The sequence below is a fragment of the Yoonia maritima genome, from assembly GCF_002933395.1.
In the GTDB taxonomy this organism is placed as follows: Bacteria; Pseudomonadota; Alphaproteobacteria; order Rhodobacterales; family Rhodobacteraceae; genus Yoonia; species Yoonia maritima_A.
In genome coordinates, this window is sequence record NZ_PKFN01000007.1 from 681,751 (window position 1) to 700,581 (window position 18,831).

General features: G+C 52.9%; 16 protein-coding genes. 7 read left to right on the plus strand and 9 right to left on the minus strand.

Annotated elements, in window-relative coordinates; all coding sequences use genetic code 11:
• Nucleotides 1-77: 77 nt before the first annotated feature.
• From CYQ09_RS04875 to CYQ09_RS04895, 7 genes are read left to right on the plus strand one after another with little or no spacing between them, the layout of a single operon-like run.
• Nucleotides 78-860: an ABC transporter ATP-binding protein gene (locus tag CYQ09_RS04875; protein ID WP_106744272.1), complete on the plus strand. Its 783-nt coding sequence runs from the start codon at nt 78-80 to the stop codon at nt 858-860.
• Nucleotides 857-1,015, plus strand: coding sequence for a hypothetical protein (locus CYQ09_RS18400; protein WP_204353901.1), 159 nt, complete (start codon nt 857-859; stop codon nt 1,013-1,015). Before CYQ09_RS04875 ends, CYQ09_RS18400 begins: the two co-directional genes overlap by 4 nt.
• Nucleotides 1,012-1,725 carry an ABC transporter ATP-binding protein gene (locus CYQ09_RS04880; protein WP_106744273.1) on the plus strand — a complete coding sequence of 238 codons (714 nt, stop codon included), beginning with the start codon at nt 1,012-1,014 and terminating at the stop codon, nt 1,723-1,725. Before CYQ09_RS18400 ends, CYQ09_RS04880 begins: the two co-directional genes overlap by 4 nt.
• On the plus strand, nt 1,722-2,177 hold the full coding sequence (locus CYQ09_RS18245; RefSeq protein ID WP_162617568.1) for a hypothetical protein: 456 nt from the start codon (nt 1,722-1,724) through the stop codon (nt 2,175-2,177). The genes CYQ09_RS04880 and CYQ09_RS18245 overlap by 4 nt, the downstream gene beginning before the upstream one ends.
• A complete protein-coding gene (locus tag CYQ09_RS04885; protein ID WP_106744274.1) occupies nt 2,177-3,187 on the plus strand; it encodes a branched-chain amino acid ABC transporter permease in 1,011 nt (336 codons plus the stop codon). The genes CYQ09_RS18245 and CYQ09_RS04885 overlap by 1 nt, the downstream gene beginning before the upstream one ends.
• Entirely contained in the window at nt 3,184-4,530 is a 1,347-nt protein-coding gene (locus CYQ09_RS04890) for a branched-chain amino acid ABC transporter permease (RefSeq protein WP_106744275.1), read from the plus strand. Before CYQ09_RS04885 ends, CYQ09_RS04890 begins: the two co-directional genes overlap by 4 nt.
• Nucleotides 4,531-4,587: 57 nt before the next feature.
• Nucleotides 4,588-7,050: a penicillin acylase family protein gene (locus CYQ09_RS04895; RefSeq protein WP_106744276.1), complete on the plus strand. Its 2,463-nt coding sequence runs from the start codon at nt 4,588-4,590 to the stop codon at nt 7,048-7,050.
• Here CYQ09_RS04895 and hflX read toward each other — a convergent pair.
• From hflX to dusB, 9 genes are all read right to left on the minus strand, one after another.
• Nucleotides 7,047-8,321 (minus strand): GTPase HflX, encoded by a 1,275-nt coding sequence (hflX, locus tag CYQ09_RS04900; RefSeq protein WP_106744277.1) that lies wholly within the window; start codon nt 8,319-8,321, stop codon nt 7,047-7,049. The genes CYQ09_RS04895 and hflX overlap by 4 nt on opposite strands.
• 2 nt (nt 8,322-8,323) lie before the next feature.
• On the minus strand, nt 8,324-8,557 hold the full coding sequence (gene hfq / locus CYQ09_RS04905; RefSeq protein WP_045996137.1) for an RNA chaperone Hfq: 234 nt from the start codon (nt 8,555-8,557) through the stop codon (nt 8,324-8,326).
• 114 nt (nt 8,558-8,671) lie between these two features.
• Nucleotides 8,672-10,192 carry a TrkH family potassium uptake protein gene (locus CYQ09_RS04910; protein WP_106744278.1) on the minus strand — a complete coding sequence of 507 codons (1,521 nt, stop codon included), beginning with the start codon at nt 10,190-10,192 and terminating at the stop codon, nt 8,672-8,674.
• Nucleotides 10,192-11,568, minus strand: coding sequence for a Trk system potassium transporter TrkA (gene trkA / locus CYQ09_RS04915; RefSeq protein WP_106744279.1), 1,377 nt, complete (start codon nt 11,566-11,568; stop codon nt 10,192-10,194). Before trkA ends, CYQ09_RS04910 begins: the two co-directional genes overlap by 1 nt.
• Entirely contained in the window at nt 11,568-12,971 is a 1,404-nt protein-coding gene (locus tag CYQ09_RS04920) for a sigma-54-dependent transcriptional regulator (protein WP_106744592.1), read from the minus strand. The genes trkA and CYQ09_RS04920 overlap by 1 nt, the downstream gene beginning before the upstream one ends.
• 8 nt (nt 12,972-12,979) lie before the next feature.
• The gene (locus CYQ09_RS04925; RefSeq protein ID WP_106744280.1) at nt 12,980-15,202 is read right to left on the minus strand and encodes a sensor histidine kinase NtrY-like; all 2,223 of its coding nucleotides are present in this window, start codon (nt 15,200-15,202) and stop codon (nt 12,980-12,982) included.
• A 129-nt stretch (nt 15,203-15,331) separates the two neighbouring features.
• Nucleotides 15,332-16,705, minus strand: a complete 1,374-nt coding sequence (locus CYQ09_RS04930; protein ID WP_106744281.1) for a response regulator — start codon at nt 16,703-16,705, stop codon at nt 15,332-15,334.
• Nucleotides 16,705-17,781 carry a two-component system sensor histidine kinase NtrB gene (locus CYQ09_RS04935; protein ID WP_106744282.1) on the minus strand — a complete coding sequence of 359 codons (1,077 nt, stop codon included), beginning with the start codon at nt 17,779-17,781 and terminating at the stop codon, nt 16,705-16,707. Before CYQ09_RS04935 ends, CYQ09_RS04930 begins: the two co-directional genes overlap by 1 nt.
• Entirely contained in the window at nt 17,778-18,779 is a 1,002-nt protein-coding gene (dusB, locus tag CYQ09_RS04940) for a tRNA dihydrouridine synthase DusB (RefSeq protein ID WP_106744283.1), read from the minus strand. Before dusB ends, CYQ09_RS04935 begins: the two co-directional genes overlap by 4 nt.
• Nucleotides 18,780-18,831: the final 52 nt, after the last annotated feature.

The window sequence follows — 18,831 nt, forward strand, 5'->3', positions numbered from 1 at the left end:
TAGACGACGGAAAACGGCGCGGGAAACTGCGCCGTTTTGCACAATAGACATGCCAAAAAGGCGTGCGAGGGGAAGATATGATTGTTGTTGAAAATCTGGTGAAAACCTTTGGTGGTTTTCGCGCCGTAGACGGTGCGTCGCTACGCATCGAACAAGGATCAATTACGGGCCTTATCGGACCTAACGGAGCCGGGAAAACAACACTTTTCAATGTGATAGCGGGTGTTCTTAAACCGACATCTGGCCGTGTGACCATGATGGGCGAAGACATCACAGGTCTGCCGCCGCACGAATTATTTCACAAGGGGCTGCTCCGCACCTTCCAAATCGCGCATGAATTTTCGTCTATGACTGTGCGTGAAAACCTGATGATGGTACCCGGCGCGCAATCTGGCGAAACGCTGTGGAACGCATGGTTTGGCCGCAAACGGATCGCGAACGAAGAACGCGCTTTGCTTGCCAAAGCGGATGAAGTTCTTGAATTCCTGACAATCGACCACCTGAAAGACGAAAAAGCAGGGAACCTGTCCGGCGGACAGAAAAAGCTGCTCGAACTTGGCCGGACCATGATGGTCGACGCCAAGATCGTCTTTCTGGACGAGGTCGGCGCAGGCGTGAACCGCACCCTTTTGAACACCATTGGCGACGCGATCATTCGCCTGAACAAAGAACGTAATTACACATTCGTCGTCATTGAACACGACATGGATTTTATTGGCCGCATTTGTGACCCAGTTATTTGTATGGCCGAGGGCCACGTTTTGGCCGAAGGAACATTGGCCGAAATCAAAGCCAACGAACAGGTGATCGAGGCTTACCTCGGCACCGGCTTAAAAAACAAAGATAAGGTTATGACATGAAATTCTTACTAACTGTGTTGCTCGGTGCCGTATTGGGCGCAGCCGGCACATTCTACTACATCTACCTCTATCACGCGGATGGATCCGAGCAGGCGCTGATGCGCAACACGCTAACCACCTATCTGCCCTTCTTGTCGGAGTACATTAACAAGTGAGCGAACCGTTTCTGATCGGCGACGCCATGACCGGTGGTTATGGCAAAGGTCCTGATATCTTGCATGGCTGTACGATTGCCGCCGAAAAAGGCGAGATCGCAGTGATTGTTGGCCCCAATGGGGCTGGCAAATCCACCGCGATGAAAGCCATTTTTGGCATGTTGAACGTCAATTCAGGCGCAGTGCGTCTGGATGGTGAAGACATTACCAAACTGTCGCCGCAGGAACGCGTCGTTAAGGGGATGGGCTTTGTCCCCCAAACCCACAATATTTTCACGTCGATGACGGTTGAAGAAAACCTAGAAATGGGTGCCTTTATCCGTCGCGACGATTTCAAGGATACAATGACGCAGGTTTACGACCTGTTCCCGATCCTCAAAGAAAAGCGCAACCAAGCCGCGGGCGAATTGTCGGGCGGTCAACGTCAGCAAGTTGCCGTCGGTCGCGCACTCATGACACAACCCAAAGTACTGATGCTGGACGAACCCACCGCTGGCGTGTCACCCATCGTGATGGACGAGCTGTTCGACCGGATCATTGAGGTTGCCCGCACAGGTATTCCAATCCTGATGGTCGAACAGAATGCCCGACAAGCACTTGAAATTGCGGATAAAGCATATGTTCTGGTGCAGGGGCGCAACGCGCATACTGGTACCGGTAAAGAATTGTTAGCGGACGAAGATGTACGGCGGAGTTTCTTGGGCGGATGAAGCAGTTATCCACATTAGGTGCCGTAGCTTTCATGCTGCCCGGATGTATCTCGGAGCGACCGTATGCAGTTTATAATAACGGTGCAGCCAGATCGGCATCTCTAACAAGCGAAAAACACATTGATACTAAGGTCTATCGCTGTGATTTACAGGGTGACGATAAAGCCATGACGCTTCTTCTCCACAATGAAAATTCCAGCGGTCCGGGAATGTACTGCGAAAGCTCTTTTATCGGTGACGCCATGAAATGCTATTCGAGGTCATCGGTCAATGGTGCTGAAATATACCATCATGATGGGCAGTCACATATCGGGCGCGGTGATACTCTTTCAGTATATGAAAGTGGTTTAGCCCGGTTCGAAGAGATGATCGTCGAATACACTGCAAACGAACCAGTCGTAACTGGTTATCGTCAATATAGCGGAACCTGCACCAGAGGACCTGGACACTAATGGACTTCTTAAACGCCCTTGTGGCCCTCGCTAACTTTGTCATCGTACCGGGCCTCGCCTATGGTGCTCAGCTCGCCATTGGTGCGCTTGGCGTCACACTGATTTATGGCATCTTGCGGTTCTCGAATTTTGCCCATGGCGATACCATGGCCTTTGGGACCGCGATGACGATCATCGGGACCAATGCGCTGCTTGCGCTTGGGATTACCTTTGGGCCGCTGCCGACCGCCCTTCTCGCGTTGCCATTTGGCATTGGTGCGACGATCCTTTTGGTGCTGCTCACCGATTGGCTGGTTTACAAATTCTACCGTGACCAAAAGGCCAAGCCTGTCATCCTTGTCATCGTGTCTATGGGCGTGATGTTTGTGATGAACGGCGTTGTGCGCTTTGTCATTGGCGTACGCGATATCCGCTTTGCCGATGGTGAACGTTTCCTGATCACCGCGCGTGACTTCAAAGAAATGACCGGCCTTCGCGAAGGTCTTGCGATCAAAACGACGCAAGCAATCACCGTGGTCGTCGCGATTATCGCAGTGTCGCTGCTATTTTGGTTCCTTAACAAAACGCGCACCGGGAAATCCATGCGTGCGTTTTCAGACAACGAAGATCTCGCGCTTTTGTCCGGCATTAACCCTGATTGGGTGGTCAAGGTCACTTGGATGATTGTTGCAGCACTCGCGACCACAGCAGGCGTCCTATACGGCTTGGATAAGTCTTTCAAAGCCTTCACATACTTCCAGCTGCTGCTGCCGATCTTTGCTGCTGCCATCGTTGGTGGCCTTGGCAATCCATTGGGCGCCATCGCAGGTGGTTTTGTCATCGCATTCAGCGAAGTCACGATCACCTACGCATGGAAAAAGGTGCTGGTGTATATGATGCCTGACAGCCTCGAGCCTGATGGCCTCGTCCAGTTGATGTCTACCGATTATAAATTCGCCGTCAGCTTTGCGATCTTGATTATCGTGCTGCTGTTTAAACCGACCGGCCTGTTCAAGGGGCAATCCGTATGAACCCTGCATTAAAAAACACACTGCTTTTCGCATTCGTTGGCCTGCTACTCGTTGGTACAGGATTTGTGCAAGGCTGGAACTCTGCCCTGTTCATCCTGAACATGGGGCTTGTATCGGCTATCATGGCGCTTGGCGTAAACCTGCAATGGGGATTTGCCGGGCTGTTTAACATCGGCGTCATGGGCTTTGTCGCGCTTGGCGGGTTGGCCACCGTTCTGATCGGCATGCCCCCAGTGGGCGAGGCATGGTCAGCTGGCGGCTTGCAAGTTATCGCAGGGCTACTGCTGGGTGTTGCGACGGTCGTGGCCGTTGTGTTCCTTCGCAAAAAGCTAACAGGTCGTGCGCGTACATTGGGTACGATTGCGGCGCTTATCGTTGGTTTCGTGATCTACCGTGCTGTCTATGATGCAGGCGTCGCGGGGATTGAGGCGGTTGATCCTGCTTCCACAGGTTATCTTGGTGGTCTGAACATCTTTGGTCCGCACCGGAATGCCAACGACATGCTGCTGCCCGACTACTTCATCCTGCTTGCATGGCCGATGGGTGGTCTGCTGGCAGCTGGTGCTGCTTGGATCATCGGGAAAACTGCGCTTGGCCTGCGGTCTGATTACTTGGCGATTGCGACACTTGGCATTGCAGAGATCATCATCGCCGTCATGAAAAACGAAGACTGGTTGGCACGTGGCGTGAAAAACGTGAACGGCCTGCCCCGTCCTGTTCCCTATGAGGTCACGCTACAAAGCGATCCGGGCTTTATCGCGCGCGCGGCTAGCTTTGGCTTGGACCCTCTCACTGCATCTACGATCTATACAAAATTGTGCTACACAGTCCTGTTCGCGATTGTGCTGCTGGTATTGCTTTGGTTGGCGCAAAAGGCACTGAACAGCCCATGGGGCCGTATGATGCGCGCAATTCGCGACAATGAGACAGCAGCCGAGGCGATGGGCAAAGACGTAACCGCGCGCCATCTGCAAATTTTCATCCTTGGTTCCGCAATCTGCGGGATTGCCGGCGCGATGATGACCACGCTTGATGGTCAGCTGACACCGGGCACCTATCAGCCACTACGCTTTACCTTCCTGATTTGGGTCATGGTGATCGTTGGTGGTTCCGGCAATAACTTTGGCGCTGTTCTTGGTGGTATCCTGATCTGGTGGCTATGGGTTCAAGTTGAACCAATGGGCCTTGGCTTGATGAATATCCTGTCCAGCGGTTTGGCTGACGGCAGTGAACTCAAGGAGCGGATGATTGAATCTGCAGCGCATATGCGCCTTCTGACTATGGGGCTTGTCTTGTTATTGGTACTGCGTTTTAGCCCAAAAGGCCTGATCCCCGAACGCTAGCTTGTTCTTCCTGATAGCATTGGTACAACGGGGCCAACAAAAAACCCCGAGGTTCTCATGGCGCTGATTTTCCGTTGGCTTATCCGGCTCGCAACTGCATTGATTGTTCTTTGCGTTGCGACCGTTACACTGGCCTACTACTTCGCGTCGCGGTCCTTGCCAGACTATGATGCACAAACGGATGTTGTCGGAATTAGCGCAACGATTGAGATCGTTCGCGACAATGCAAATGTGCCGCATATCTTTGGTGCCAACGACAAAGACGTGTTCTTTGCGCTTGGCTATGCCCATGCCCAAGACCGGCTTTGGCAGATGACGATGTTGCGCCGTACGGTTCAGGGGCGTCTGTCTGAACTATTCGGCGAACGTACGCTAAAGATCGACGAAGCGATGCGCCGCTATGACATCTACAACCTCTCTGTTGCTTCGGAGAAGGCGCAAGATGAGGAAACGACGGCAGCGCTCAACGCTTATTCCGCTGGTGTAAATGCCTGGATGAACGAGGTGAACGCAGGCGCGCGTGGCCGTGGCGCACCAGAGATGTGGATGTTTAGCCATCCCGTTTCACCTTGGCAGCCAGCGGATTCCATCGCAATTTTAAAACTTATGGCTCTGCAACTTTCGCCAAATCTGGCGAATGAAGTATTACGCGCGCGGACTTCGCTTTTGATCGACAATGATCGTCTGCATGACATCATGCCAGATGATCCCACAAGCGGCATCGCCGCCCTGCCCGCATACGCGAGCCTTGTGCCCGGCGTCTTGTCGTTCACACCCGATACACAGTTGGCGTCCGATCCATTGTCGCCATTTCATCCACCAGAGCTTGCCGGTGCATCAAACGCGTGGGCTGCAAATGCCGACAGATCGGCGACCGGGTCAACGCTGCTTGCCAATGATCCGCATCTGGGCCTGACCGCGCCGACCATCTGGTACCTTGCCCGGCTAGAGCTAGAAAGCGGTGGCGTTATTGGCGCAACTATTCCTGGGCTGCCGCTCATCATGTCGGGACGCGGCGATAGCCTTGGTTGGGGTATTACGGCGGCCTATGTCGACGATCTTGATATCATGATCGAAGAAGTAAACCCTGATAACCGCGACCAATATCGCGGACCTGATGGTTGGGTGCCCTTCCGCACACGTGACAGCATCGTCAACATTAAGGACGCACCAGCCGTCACATTGCGCTTACGGTGGACGGCAAATGGTCCTGTGATGTCAGGCGATCAATTCAACCTTGGAACAATCACCCCGCCTGATCACGTAACTGCAATTGCGTGGAGCGCGCTATCAGATCGCGACACATCGATTTCAGCTGCCATGGGCATCATGCGTGCGCGGACAGTCAATGAAGCCATTCGCGCAGGCGAAACCTACATTGCACCCGCACTGAACCTGACGCTCGCAGACCGCAATCGGATTGCAATGAAAACGATTGGCGCAATCCCGGCACGTGACCCGAACCATCAAAGCCGCGGTCGTTTTCCATCGTTTGGTTATCTCAGTGAAAACCGATGGCAGGGCCGATTTCCCTACAGCGACAACCCTATTTTTCTAAACCCCGAAGGCGGGATCATCGGGAATACCAACAACAAAACGGTTGATCGCGAATTCCCTCGCCACGTGTCCTACCTGTGGGGCGATACCCAACGGATCAACCGCTGGCGTCGCCTGATGCAAGCACGCGAAGTGCACACGCGAGACAGCTTTATCGAAGCGCAGCTTGATACCGTTAGCTTTACGGCACGCACGCTTTCGTCGCTGATGGGCGCGAATCTTTGGTACACGGGAGATGCTGCCCCAGAGGGAACGCCAGAGCGACGGCGTCAAATCGCGCTTGACCTACTGTCCGCCTGGAACGGCGAAATGAACGAACATCTGCCAGAGCCTTTAATCTATGCCGCATGGGTGCGCGCTGTACAACAACGCCTGATCCGTGATGAGCTCGGGCCGCTTGCGGCGGAATTTACCCATGTCGATCCCGTGTTTATTGAACGCGTTTTTCGCAACATCGATGGTGCGGCAGTTTGGTGTGACGTCATCCAATCCGCCCCGGTCGAAACATGCACAGATATTGCGCGACAGGCGCTGGACGAAGCGCTGATCTGGATCACAGAAAACCACGGCACCGCCATTGAGGCTGTGCGCTGGGGTGACGCTCATGTTGCCACGCATGATCATCCAGTTCTGGGCAAGACGCCATTATTGCATTGGCTCGTGAACATTCGTCAATCGACCAGTGGTGGCGACAATACTCTGCAGCGCGGCAAAACATCAGGCGTTGGGTCTGATCCATTTGAAAACGTCCATGCAGCCGGCTATCGGGGCGTTTACGATTTTGCGGATCCTGACAGTTCTGTCTTTATCACTGCCACGGGCCAATCCGGCCATCCTCTATCGCGATACTATGATAATCTGGGTGAACTGTGGCGACGTGGTGAATACATACCGATGTCGCTCGACCCTGCTTTGGCGCGGGCAGCGGCTGTGGGGGTCACAGTACTGACCCCCAAACCTTAAAGCCGGGCGAAACGTTCGCGCTGTAGCGCTGTCCAGAACACGGTCAAATCGTAACCTGTTTCGGTTTGTTCTTCGTTGGTGACGATACCTGCGTCAAACAGCCACGCGCGTTTTCGTCCATCCGCAAAGCTAAGCTGGATGTTGCCTTCGGTACGTGGGTCTTTGAGCTTATCCGGGATCGCCGCCAGCAGCGCGTCCATACCTTCGCCGGTGATCGCTGACACCGCGAATAGATCATCCGTACGCGCTGCCTGCGTCACCATTGCATCGTGATCTTCCGGCGATAGCTGGTCGATCTTGTTCCAAACTTCAATCAATGGTGCTTCTTCAGCAACGCCAAGGCTTTGCAGAATGGTCATCACGTCTTGCGACTGTTCTTCGGACTGTTCGTGGCTGATGTCACGGACGTGCACGATCAGATCGGCATCAAGCACTTCTTCAAGCGTCGCACGAAATGCCGCAACAAGTTCTGTGGGCAAGTCACTGATAAATCCCACAGTATCTGACATGATGACTTCGTCACCCGTTGGCAAAACGATTTTGCGCATTGTCGGGTCAAGCGTCGCGAATAGCATGTCCTTAGCGAAAACTTCGGCACCGGTCAGCCGGTTAAACAACGTCGATTTTCCCGCGTTGGTATAGCCAACCAAAGCAACGATCGGGAATGGCACCTTAGCACGAGACGCACGGTGCAATTCGCGTGTCTTAACGACCTTTGCCAATTGGCGGCGCAAGCGCCCCAGCTGTTCGTCAATCGCACGGCGGTCAGCCTCGATCTGGGTTTCACCCGGACCACCAACAAAGCCAAGCCCACCACGCTGGCGTTCAAGGTGGGTCCAAGCCCGCACCAGACGCGTGCGCTGGTAGGACAGCGCTGCCATTTCGACCTGCAACACACCTTCAGAGGTCCGCGCGCGGTCACTAAAGATTTCCAAAATCAACCCTGTCCGGTCGAGCAGTTTAACGCCCCATTCCTTTTCAAGGTTGCGCTGCTGGACCGGCGTCACCGGACCATCGATCAGAACGAGTTCAACTTCGTTGGTTTCGAACACTGATTTTAGTTCGGCGATTTTACCTTTACCAAACAGCTTACCGGGATGGATTTTTGGCAATCGCACAATGTCTGAACCAACAACCTGCAAATCAGGCAAGGCAGCCGCAAGCGACACGCCTTCTTCAAGCGCGGGGCCTGCGGCACGGCGCGTGTGGTCGGTCTTTAGATCTGGGTGCAATACCCAGGCCCGCGTTACGGGCCGATCATGTTCTAGCAATCTTATTCTTCGCCTTCATATAGGCTGATAGGCTGCGCCGGCATGATTGTTGAAATCGCGCTTTTATAGACAAGCTGGGCCTGCCCGTCGCGACGCAAGAGGACGCAGAAACTATCAAACCATGTGATTACACCCTGCAATTTCACCCCATTCACCAGAAAGATCGTCACCGGAACTTTCGTCTTACGAACGTGGTTAAGAAATGCATCTTGTAAATTTGCTTTGTCGGCGGCCATTGTGACACCCTTTTTTTGTTATTACGGCCGCGCATCGGCCCCTCGCTGTTAGCCGCAGTATGTCGCGACCCTGACAGAGTTTCCAGCCCCAAAAGAAAATCAACGCAAGCTGTGTTAACCGCGCCAAATTTCAGGATTAAATAGCGCAATAATTGCCAGTGTTTCCAAACGACCAAGCACCATAGCAGCGGCCAAAACAACCTTAGCGACATCCGGAATGCCAGAATATGCGATCGGCACCTCTGCTGCAACTGCAGCCAACGGTCCGGTTGTTGACAAAGCAGAAACACTAAGCACCATAGAGGTTTCGAACTGGACGCCAGTCAACGACATCAACGTCATGACGCCCGCAATACTCAGCGCGAACAGCATGAAGAAAATCCATGAAATATAGGCACCCTGTTTGCGAATACGGCGTGCTTCTTTACCGCCACCACCGATAGAAGACGGGTGCAACAGCCGTTCTTGTTCGCGTTCACCATGACGATAAAGCGCATAAATTCGCAACAGTTTCACACCGCCAGCAGTGGTTGCGACCCCACCACCAATCAGTGCCATGCCAGTCAAAAACAACCCAGGCGTTTGCAACCCCGACCACGAAGCAGCACCATCCCAAAAATGCGATTCAAAGCCCGTTGTCGTGAGAAAAGAAGTAACGGTAAACAACGTCCCCCAGAACGCACCAATAAATTCCTGAAACGATACCACAGTCTGCCGGTCAGTCGCCGCAAGGAAGTGACGCAGGAATAGCCCTGCCGTCACAAGCCCAATAAGAACTAAAGCTGTTCGGAATTCAGGATCGCGCAGCAGGCCCTGTTCGCGTTCCCCGATCAAACCACGACTAAACGTCAATCGCGACAGCGCAAAAATGAAAAAGGCGAAAATCAACACTTCGCCCCAAAAACCAGATGCGGCATAATACAGCCCATCAATCGGCGATATCCCCGAAGTCGAAAGGGTCGACATTGCGTGACATAAAGCGATGTAGGGGAATTCCCCAGCAACCACGAGACCGATCCAAAGCATAAATGTCAGGCCAACATAAATCGGCGTCAAGGACAGCGTGTAGCGCACCAGACGCTCGGACGGGTCAGCGATACGAGAAATCTGGCTCAGGCTTACCGCGGCGCCTTTACCAATATTTGTGGTCGCGCGCACCTCAAACCCGCCAAGGTTCATCGGGGCAAAAATGGAAACCGCAGTCACCCATATCAGCAAACCACCAAGCCAACCGACCAATGCGCGCCATAAATGCAATGACGGCGTTAACCGCCCCGAGGTGTCGTAAACTGTTGCGCCGGTCGTGGTGAAACTCGACACCATCTCGAACCATGCGTTCAGATAGGTCGTGTTGCCGATAGCCTCGTAAAACGGAACGGCAAACATCAGTGGCAACAACGTAAACGCAGACAGCAGGCCAATCAATTGGCTGCGCGCAACGTTGGTCGGGGCATATCCTGCAGTCGTCAGCCCAACGATTAGTGTCAGGATCGAAAACAAAACAAAGCCATAAAAGAATACGCGCATGGCGTTAAAGTCGTCCATGATCGCGCCATGCGCAGCGGGAACGAGCATGGCAATCGCACCCAACCCCATCAAGATCACAAAAAACGGGAGCTTAACGATCCAATTCATTAGAAGAAATCGATCGAAACCTGCAAGAGGCGCTCAACCTCTGGCACATCACTGCTCATCGCGAAAATCGCAATGACATCGCCTTCTTCGATACGTGTCTCACCTGTTGGTTTGATGAATTTGTTCTGCTTCATAAGCCCACCAATCAAGGTACCTTCAGGGAATGAAATCTCTTTAATTTTTTGTCCTGCGATTGGCGATGTGCCAAGCACTTGCGCCTCAATCACTTCGGCTTCTGCGTCACCAATAGAATAAACCCCACGCACACGTCCATGCCGGATGTGACGAAGGATCGAGCTCACAGTGGTTGCGCGTGGGTTGATATAGGCGTCGATATCAAGCGGTGCCATCAGCGGCACTAATGTTGGGTCGTTGATCAAACAAATCGCCATAGAGCAACCCATTTCTTTGGCGCGCACCGACACAAGCATGTTGGTCTTATCGTCGTCAGTTACAGCCAGAACAGCGTCTGCTGTTGAAATATTCGCCTCTTCTAGCAAGCTGCTATTCAAACCATCACCATGCAGCACGATTGTCCGATCCAGTGCATCAGCGGCGTTTTCAGCAATCGTACGATCTTTTTCAATCACCTTAACTCTGACCCGTTCGGTCCGTGCTTCTAATGACTGCGCGACGCCCAAACCAACATTACCGCCGCCAATGATCACAATACGATCTTGCTTGGCATGGGTTTTACCGAAGATTTCGAGCGTACGCGTCATGTCTTCGGTTACGGTAAACAGATAGACATCATCGCCCGCAAATATCTGATCGCCCGGTGACGGGACAAATAATGCGCCATCGCGACGAATGCCAACAACGATAGCTCGCAGCGTTGAGAACAAATCAGTTAGCTGCCGCAGCGGTGTATTAATCACAGGACAGTCTGCATCAATCGTAATCCCAAGCAGCTGACCGCGGCCTTCTAGAAAGCTCTCAGTGTCAAAAGCAGCAGGCGCAGCAAGTCGTTGCAGCGCCGCTTCCGCGACTTCCTTTTCGGGAGAGATCACAACGTCAATTGGCAAATGATCACGTCGATACAAGTCCGAATAGATCGCATCAAGATAGCTTTGGGCACGTAACCGCGCAATTTTCCGTTGGACCGCAAATACCGAATGCGCGACCTGACAGGTCACCATATTCACTTCGTCAGAATGGGTCGCAGCAATAATCATGTCAGCGTCACGCGCGCCCGCACGGTCAAGCACATCTGGATAACTTGCGTGCCCGGCAATACCTTGAACATCTAACGTATCAGTGGCACGCCGGACGAGTTCGGGGTTGTTATCCACGACCGTAACGTCGTTCTTTTCCCCGGACAAATGGCGCGCAATTTGCCAGCCAACCTGCCCCGCACCACAGATAATGACTTTCATTATGCTTCGTCCTCGACATAGGCGACACGCCCGCCGGCCTTATTGCTTGTCACTACGCCAAGCGACTTAAGTTTGCGGTGCAACGCTGACCGTTCCATGCCCACAAAGGTCGCTGTCCGGCTGATATTGCCACCAAATCGGTTGATTTGCGTCAGTAGGTATTCCCGCTCGAACAGCTCGCGCGCTTCGCGCAACGGCAAAGTCGCGAGACCACCAGCAAGCACAATACGCCCTTCGTCACTACCACCACTTTCTTCACCGGTTGGCAGTTCACGTGCAGCAATGTCACCGGTGTTTTCACCAAGGATTAGAACACGTTCAACCACGTTCTTAAGCTGACGCACATTCCCCGGCCACAGCATTGTTTGCAGCAACGCGCGCGCATCATCCGCAAGCTGGCGCAGTGGCAACCCCTGCGCTTTGTTAAAGACTTCGATAAAGTGCTCTGCAAGCACAGGAATATCTTCCCGACGTTCTTCAAGCGAAGGCACTGCAATCGGCACGACATTCAGCCGGTGGTACAGTTCTTCGCGAAATGTACCTGCCTCAATTGCCATGGGCAGGTCACGGTTCGTACTTGATACGACGCGCAAATCGACCTGAACTTTATCAGTACCGCCAACCCGCTGGAACCGTTGATCTACAAGAACACGCAATATCTTTGACTGCGTTCCCAGTGGCATATCAGCGATTTCGTCAAAATAGATCACACCACCATTTGCCTCTTCAAGCAAACCGGGTTCAACGCCGCGCCCACTGTCTTCGCGCCCAAATAGCACTTCTTCCATGCGATCAGGTTCGATCGAAGCCGAGTTCACCGTGATGAATGGTGCACTTGAACGGTTTGAATTCGCATGAATGTAACGCGCCGCGATTTCCTTACCGACACCAGCAGGGCCTGTCAGCATCACACGGCCATTTGACTTTGTGACCTTGTCCAACTGCGATTTCAACGTGCGGAACGCAGCACTATCTCCAAGCATCTCAGCGCTCGCGACATCCCCACGTTTCAGCGCAACGTTCTCACGCCGCAAACGCGATGTTTCCATCGCGCGACGGATCACAACAAGCAGCTGGTCGATGTTAAACGGCTTTTCAATAAAATCATAAGCCCCCTGCTTAATTGCAGCGACCGCAATTTCGATATTGCCGTGCCCCGAAATGATCACGACCGGGATGTCAGGATGGTCTCTTTTGACGGATTTCAGGATATCGATCCCGTCCATGCCGCTATCTTTCAGCCAAATATCTAGGATCATCAGCGCCGGAGGCGCCTTGGCAATCTGCGCCATACACTCGTCAGACGTTCCCGCAAGCCGGGTTGTATAGCCTTCGTCCTTTAGAATATCGGAAATGAGCTCTCGAATATCGCGTTCATCATCGGTAATTAAAATATCGCCCATCATCGTCCTCATGCTGGTATTTTTATAGTCTGCGCGTCGGCAGACATTAATGGTAGTTGAATGATCGCACAGGCTCCCGCATGGTCCTGTCCTTTGAAGATTTCAGCGTCTGTTAGGGTCAGTGTCCCGCTGTGTTCTTCGATAATTTTCTTCACGATTGGCAGCCCAAGCCCCGTCCCCTTGTCGCGAGTTGTCACATATGGTTCAAACAACCGCGTCCGATCTTCTGGAAGCCCGATCCCGTTGTCGGACACACAAATCCGCACATGGCCGTCATGCTGCGACATCACAACACGCACTTGCGGCTTGTAATCCCCAACTTCATTTTTTTCCATAAAGGTTTCAGTAGCTTCGCCAGCGTTCTTGATCAAGTTTGTCAGCGCTTGGCTAATCATTGTACCGTCCATGTCAGCCAAGATGGTTTCAACAGGAAGGGTTGCTGTGATCTTAACATCTGGTTGACCGGCCTTTTGCAAAGCAACTGCATCAGCGACAAGCTGCGTTAAATCGGCCACAGCCATCTGTGGCTCTGGCATACGCGCAAACTTTGAGAAATCATCGACGATGCGACGCAGATCATTCGTTTGCCGTACGATGACATCCGTCATCTGTTCAAGCTTGCTCGCATCATCGCCCAATTGACTTGCAAACTTACGTTTAATCCGTTCAGCAGATAGTTGGATTGGCGTAAGTGGGTTTTTGATTTCATGCGCAATACGACGTGCAACATCACCCCAGGCCGCCATGCGCTGCGCGCTTACAAGGTCGGTCACGTCATCAAATGCCACAACATACCCTTCAAGCGCCCCATCAGCGTTTCGACGTGGCGACATGCGTACCAATAGGCTTTCTTGCTGCCCTTTACGGATCAGGTTGACTTGATCTTGTACATTATCCGCACCAGCAGCAATCATTTGACCAAATAGGTCTGAAAATTCAGGGATCGCAAGCGGCAGCGCGGTTGGGCCGTGATCGGGGTTCACAGACAGAAGCCGCTGTGCTGACGGGTTCACAAGCGTAACACGACCATCAGCATCCAACCCGACAACACCTGACGTCACTGAACTAAGTACGGAATCGAATAACCGCCGGCGTTGTTCTGTTAGGCGGTTGGTCTCTAACAACTCGTCGCGCTGGCCCTTAAGCTGACCTGTCATCAAATTAAAGAAATGCCCGAGCTGCGAAATTTCATCGTCGCCATCGTCTTCGATAACGCGAACATCCAAATCACCCGCACCAACGCGCTGTGATGCTGACACCAAACGACCAATGGGCCGTGACAAGCGCTCTGCGAACCAAAGCCCGCCCCAAATCGCTGCAAGTATCAGAATGACTGCAAACCCAAGATACAATAGGCCGAACTGGAACAACATCTTACCGCGTTCATTCGCCAACAACTCGTATTGCTCAACCGTTTGCGTCGTATCATTCAGTAAAGACAATACGTTACCGTCCACACTTCGTGTGACGTAAAGGTACCGATTACGAAATGCAGTTAGCGGCATTAGCGCACGAAATTCGTTATTTGCCACGTCTTCGATAATCGCTAGGCCAAGGGCATCGGCATCTGTAAAATTCTCATCGCTTGGTCGCTCATAATCAAAATCGTATGACCCCGACCCGCGTGCGGATATTTCGCCGTCACCGTCAATGACATAGGCTTCAGACAGTGATCTGTCGATTTGCGGCTGCACATCCCCAAGCGCGCGCCGCACTTCTCCATCATCCATAAACAGGTTTGCTTGTCGTTCACGATTAAGAAACCCGGCCAGACCTGTTGCATCGCGCGTCAACTCTTGGCGATGTTCCTCCTCATAGGCCTGCGCGGTGGTGAGTGATGTGCGTAAAACATTACCAACGGGTTCGGAAAACAGACCATCAAGCGCGACAGAAATCAGTAGAACTGAGAACACCGCAACAAGGACCGTTGGGATCAGAGCGGAAACCGCAAACACACCAGTCAGCCGCAAATGCAATCGCGATCCGGCCGATTTTGCCCGTCGCGCGGCAACCATCCTTGCGACTTGGCGCATGACGACGGCCATAACAACCAACACATACACAAGGTCGGATAAAAGAATCAGCCGCAACTGCGGCGAGGAAGCGCCCTGCCCCCAAGGACCGATGATGACGTATGTAATAACAGCAAGAACAGGCCCCGCGACAATCAATGCGCCGGTGAACAAGCTTTGCACGTGCCGTTGGCGCTGCCAACGCGCAAACCGCATCATATAAGAGGCCCAAAAGGTACGCCGCACGCCTCAGTCTCATTTTATTTAGGTGGGTTTTCCCACATTACCGCCGGTGCACGTGACTGATGTGCATCATTGACGTACATCAGCCACGGTCCTGTTGCGGTTTTACATCAATTTGCGGCGCCGTGTCACGCGGATATCGAGATCGGTGATCTTCTTGCGCAAAGTATTACGGTTGATACCAAGTAAATCAGCACATTTGGCCTGATTTCCGCCGGTCGCATCCAGCGCAATTTCGATCAACGGCCCTTCGACCTCTTTCAAAATGCGATTGTAAAGGCCCGGCGGCGGCAGCACCCCGCCATGCAAATCAAAATAACGACGTAGATGTTTTCCGACGCTTGCAGAAAGCTTTTCACCCTCGCCGCCAGATCGCAGTGGTTCTATCGCGGGCTGGTTGCCCAAAACCATTTCGACCTCGGCACGGGTGATCTCTTCCTCGGCGGCTGTAAAGACCAGACGACGCACCGCATTTTCAAGCTGACGTACGTTGCCCGGCCAACTGTAGGCGCGAACCAATTCTAGCGCAGATTCGCCAAAGCGACGCACCGGCGCTCCGTCACGTTCAGACCGGGCAAGGAAATGTTCCGCCAGCAATGGAATATCATCCACGCGTTCACGCAACGAAGGCACATCAACCGTCACGCCCCCGAGGCGATAAAACAGATCCTCACGAAATTTTCCATCTTCCATACGGACCATCAGGTCAGACTGAGACGTCGCCATGATGCGCGGCGCGTTGTCGCCAAGCGCATCAAGCATCCGTACGATCCGCCCTTGTGCATCATCTGAAAGGTCGCTGACTTCATCAAATAGGATCGACCCGCCCTTTGCACGGCTTAGAACCGCAGAAGGGCCATCCATACCCTCTAAGTCAGCAGCGGAAACCACCACGAACGGTAAGCTGCGACGATCCGAAAAGTCATGCACGGCGCGCGCAATCAGCGATTTCCCTGTACCGCTTTCACCAGTAATCAAAACTGGCAATTGCGTATTCATCACGCGCGCAACAAGCCGGTACAGCGCCTGCATGACTGGCGTGCGGCCAACCAATGGCAAATCACCGGCTTGTTCAGACGCAACCGTATCAACGTTTCGTGTGTTAGGCGCGCGACGCTTTACTTCCAATGCACGCGCTGCGCGCTTCATAAGATCAGGCAAATCAAACGGTTTTGGCAAATAATCATAGGCTTCGGCCTCAGCGGCCTGAATTGCGGTCATAATCGTGTTTTGCGCCGATATGACAATGACCGGCAAACCCGGCCGTGCCGCTGCGATTTTAGGAAGCTGATCCAGCCCATTTCCATCAGGCATCACCACATCCGAAATAACAAGATCGCCTTTGCCTTCGTCAACCCAGCGCATCAAGGTCACAAGTGACGATGTTGCGTGTACTTTGCACCCTGCCCGCGTCAGTGCTTGGGTCAGTACGGTCCGGATTGTCCGGTCATCATCTGCAACAAGAACGGTACCGTCCATTAGTTTTCTCCTACTTCGGTCTCTTTTGGTGCCAGTGGTAAAGATATGCGGAACACAGTGCGACCAGGGACGCTATCAACTGTAATCCAGCCGCCCCCATCGCTGATTAATTTGGACACAAGCGCCAACCCAAGACCGGTGCCGTTTTCCTTACCAGACACAAATGGTTCAAATATGTCGTTTGCAATCTCGGGCGGTAAGCCGGGACCATTGTCGATGATTTCGATCTGAAGCGGCAGACGCGCTTGCGTACCATCAGAACGACGCACGCGCAGTGAGGTATCATAAAAGGTGTGCAATCGAATTGTCCCACCTTCTTTGCTCGCTTCAGATGCATTTTTCAAAAGATTCAAGAAGACCTGCAGCAGCTGATCCCCATCAGCCAAAGTCTGCGGCAATGATGGATCATAGTCTTCGATGAAAAGCATATGCGCACCAAACCCAACCGACGCCGATTGTCGTGCACGGTCTAAGATATCGTGAATATTGATCGGTTTTAATAATGGTGGGCGCAAATTGCCGAATTGCTCAACCTGCTCAAGCAGTTTCACGATACGGCGGCTTTCTTCGACAATTAGATCTGTCATTTCCTGATCTTCAGTGCTGAGTCCCATCGAAAGAAGTTGAGCTGCACCAGTAATCCCCGCAAGCGGGTTCTTGATTTCATGGGCAAGCATTTCCGCCATACCAATCGCAGATTTCGCAGCTTTTTCAGAGGAATGGTGTTGGTTCACGCGGCTCGCGATTTCGCGTGGACTGATCATCACGATCATGACCTCTTCGCTGCCCTGCAATGGTGAGAATTGAAGATTGCACATCATCGGCGCACGTTCACCGCTACCGACATTCACGTCGTTTACAAACAGCGATGACCGGTTCTCGCGGGCACGATCAAACGGTTCCTCTAGTGGTGCGTCAATCATGACCTTTTCCCAAATTCGCTGACCTGTCAGCGATTTGCTCGACATATTTAAAAAACTTTCCGCGGCTGGATTGCTCGAGATGATCAAATCATCTCCATCGAGCATCAATGCAGGCACAGGCAAAGAGGACCAAAGAGCAGTATCAAGTATCATGCGGGTACCTTTTGGCTAAGAGCTTCGGGAAGATCATGTAAGACATCGCGCGGGTCCGCGTGGGTCAAAATAGCTTTGCGCAGAGCAGGGTCGATTTGGGTATCATCCATGTACCACCCCAAATGCTTACGAGAGACTTTGCGCCCCAATTCTGTTCCATAAAACGACAGCATTGCCTCGTAATGCGTGCTGACCAGATTGATCAAAGCGTCCCCTTGAGGGACTTCCACATCCGGCCCGCCATGAAGTGCGGTTGCCACTTGCGCCAAGACCCAAGGTCGCCCCTGCGCACCGCGCCCGATCATGACACCATCCGCACCTGACAGGTCCAACGCCTGACGTGCGGTGACTGCATCAATGATGTCGCCGTTCGCGATAACTGGGATTGTGACCGCATCTTTGATCGCGCTTATAGCAGACCAATCGGCTGCACCCTTATAAAACTGGCATCGCGTACGCCCGTGGATCGTGACCAGTTTGACCCCAGCACCTTCGGCACGTCTGGCCACATCCGCGGCATTCAGACTGTCATCATCCCAACCAAGCCTTGTTTTTAAAGTGACGGGTACGTTTACGGCATTCACGACGGCCTCGATCAACGACAAGGCATGATCAGGTGTTCGTAATAATGCAGAGCCTGAATAACCGTTTGTCACCTTTTTTGCAGGGCAACCCATGTTGATATCAATCATGGCCGCGCCATTGGCTTCGATCATACGGGCGGCCTCGGCCATCCAATAGGCATCGCGCCCAGCGATCTGTACTGCCGTACCTTCTTGATCATAACCAAGTTCAGCGCGTTCGCGCACGCCCGGCTTGGCCTGCACCATTTCCTGACTGGCGACCATTTCGCTAACAACCCAGCCCGCGCCAAAAGACGCGACCAACTGCCGGAACGGCAAATCCGTGATTCCCGCCAACGGCGCGAGCGCGACGGGAGGCTGCAAAGCCACATCATTGAGCGTGATCGATTCGTTATTTGCCAAAGGAACAGTCATTCGCTTAAAGGGTGTGCGTCGTGCATGACCTAAGTCGAAATGCCTGTTTTCA

Coding starts and splice junctions, on each gene's coding strand:
- CYQ09_RS04875 (WP_106744272.1), top strand. CDS start 78: ATGATTGTTGTTGAAAATCTGGTGAAAACCTTTGGTGGTTTTCGCGCC.
- dusB (WP_106744283.1), bottom strand. CDS start 18,779: ATGACTGTTCCTTTGGCAAATAACGAATCGATCACGCTCAATGATGTG.
- CYQ09_RS04885 (WP_106744274.1), top strand. CDS start 2,177: ATGGACTTCTTAAACGCCCTTGTGGCCCTCGCTAACTTTGTCATCGTA.
- CYQ09_RS04925 (WP_106744280.1), bottom strand. CDS start 15,202: ATGATGCGGTTTGCGCGTTGGCAGCGCCAACGGCACGTGCAAAGCTTG.
- hfq (WP_045996137.1), bottom strand. CDS start 8,557: ATGGCCGCCGACAAAGCAAATTTACAAGATGCATTTCTTAACCACGTT.
- CYQ09_RS04895 (WP_106744276.1), top strand. CDS start 4,588: ATGGCGCTGATTTTCCGTTGGCTTATCCGGCTCGCAACTGCATTGATT.
- CYQ09_RS18400 (WP_204353901.1), top strand. CDS start 857: ATGAAATTCTTACTAACTGTGTTGCTCGGTGCCGTATTGGGCGCAGCC.
- CYQ09_RS04930 (WP_106744281.1), bottom strand. CDS start 16,705: ATGGACGGTACCGTTCTTGTTGCAGATGATGACCGGACAATCCGGACC.
- CYQ09_RS04910 (WP_106744278.1), bottom strand. CDS start 10,192: ATGAATTGGATCGTTAAGCTCCCGTTTTTTGTGATCTTGATGGGGTTG.
- trkA (WP_106744279.1), bottom strand. CDS start 11,568: ATGAAAGTCATTATCTGTGGTGCGGGGCAGGTTGGCTGGCAAATTGCG.
- CYQ09_RS18245 (WP_162617568.1), top strand. CDS start 1,722: ATGAAGCAGTTATCCACATTAGGTGCCGTAGCTTTCATGCTGCCCGGA.
- CYQ09_RS04890 (WP_106744275.1), top strand. CDS start 3,184: ATGAACCCTGCATTAAAAAACACACTGCTTTTCGCATTCGTTGGCCTG.
- CYQ09_RS04935 (WP_106744282.1), bottom strand. CDS start 17,781: ATGATACTTGATACTGCTCTTTGGTCCTCTTTGCCTGTGCCTGCATTG.
- CYQ09_RS04920 (WP_106744592.1), bottom strand. CDS start 12,971: ATGGGCGATATTTTAATTACCGATGATGAACGCGATATTCGAGAGCTC.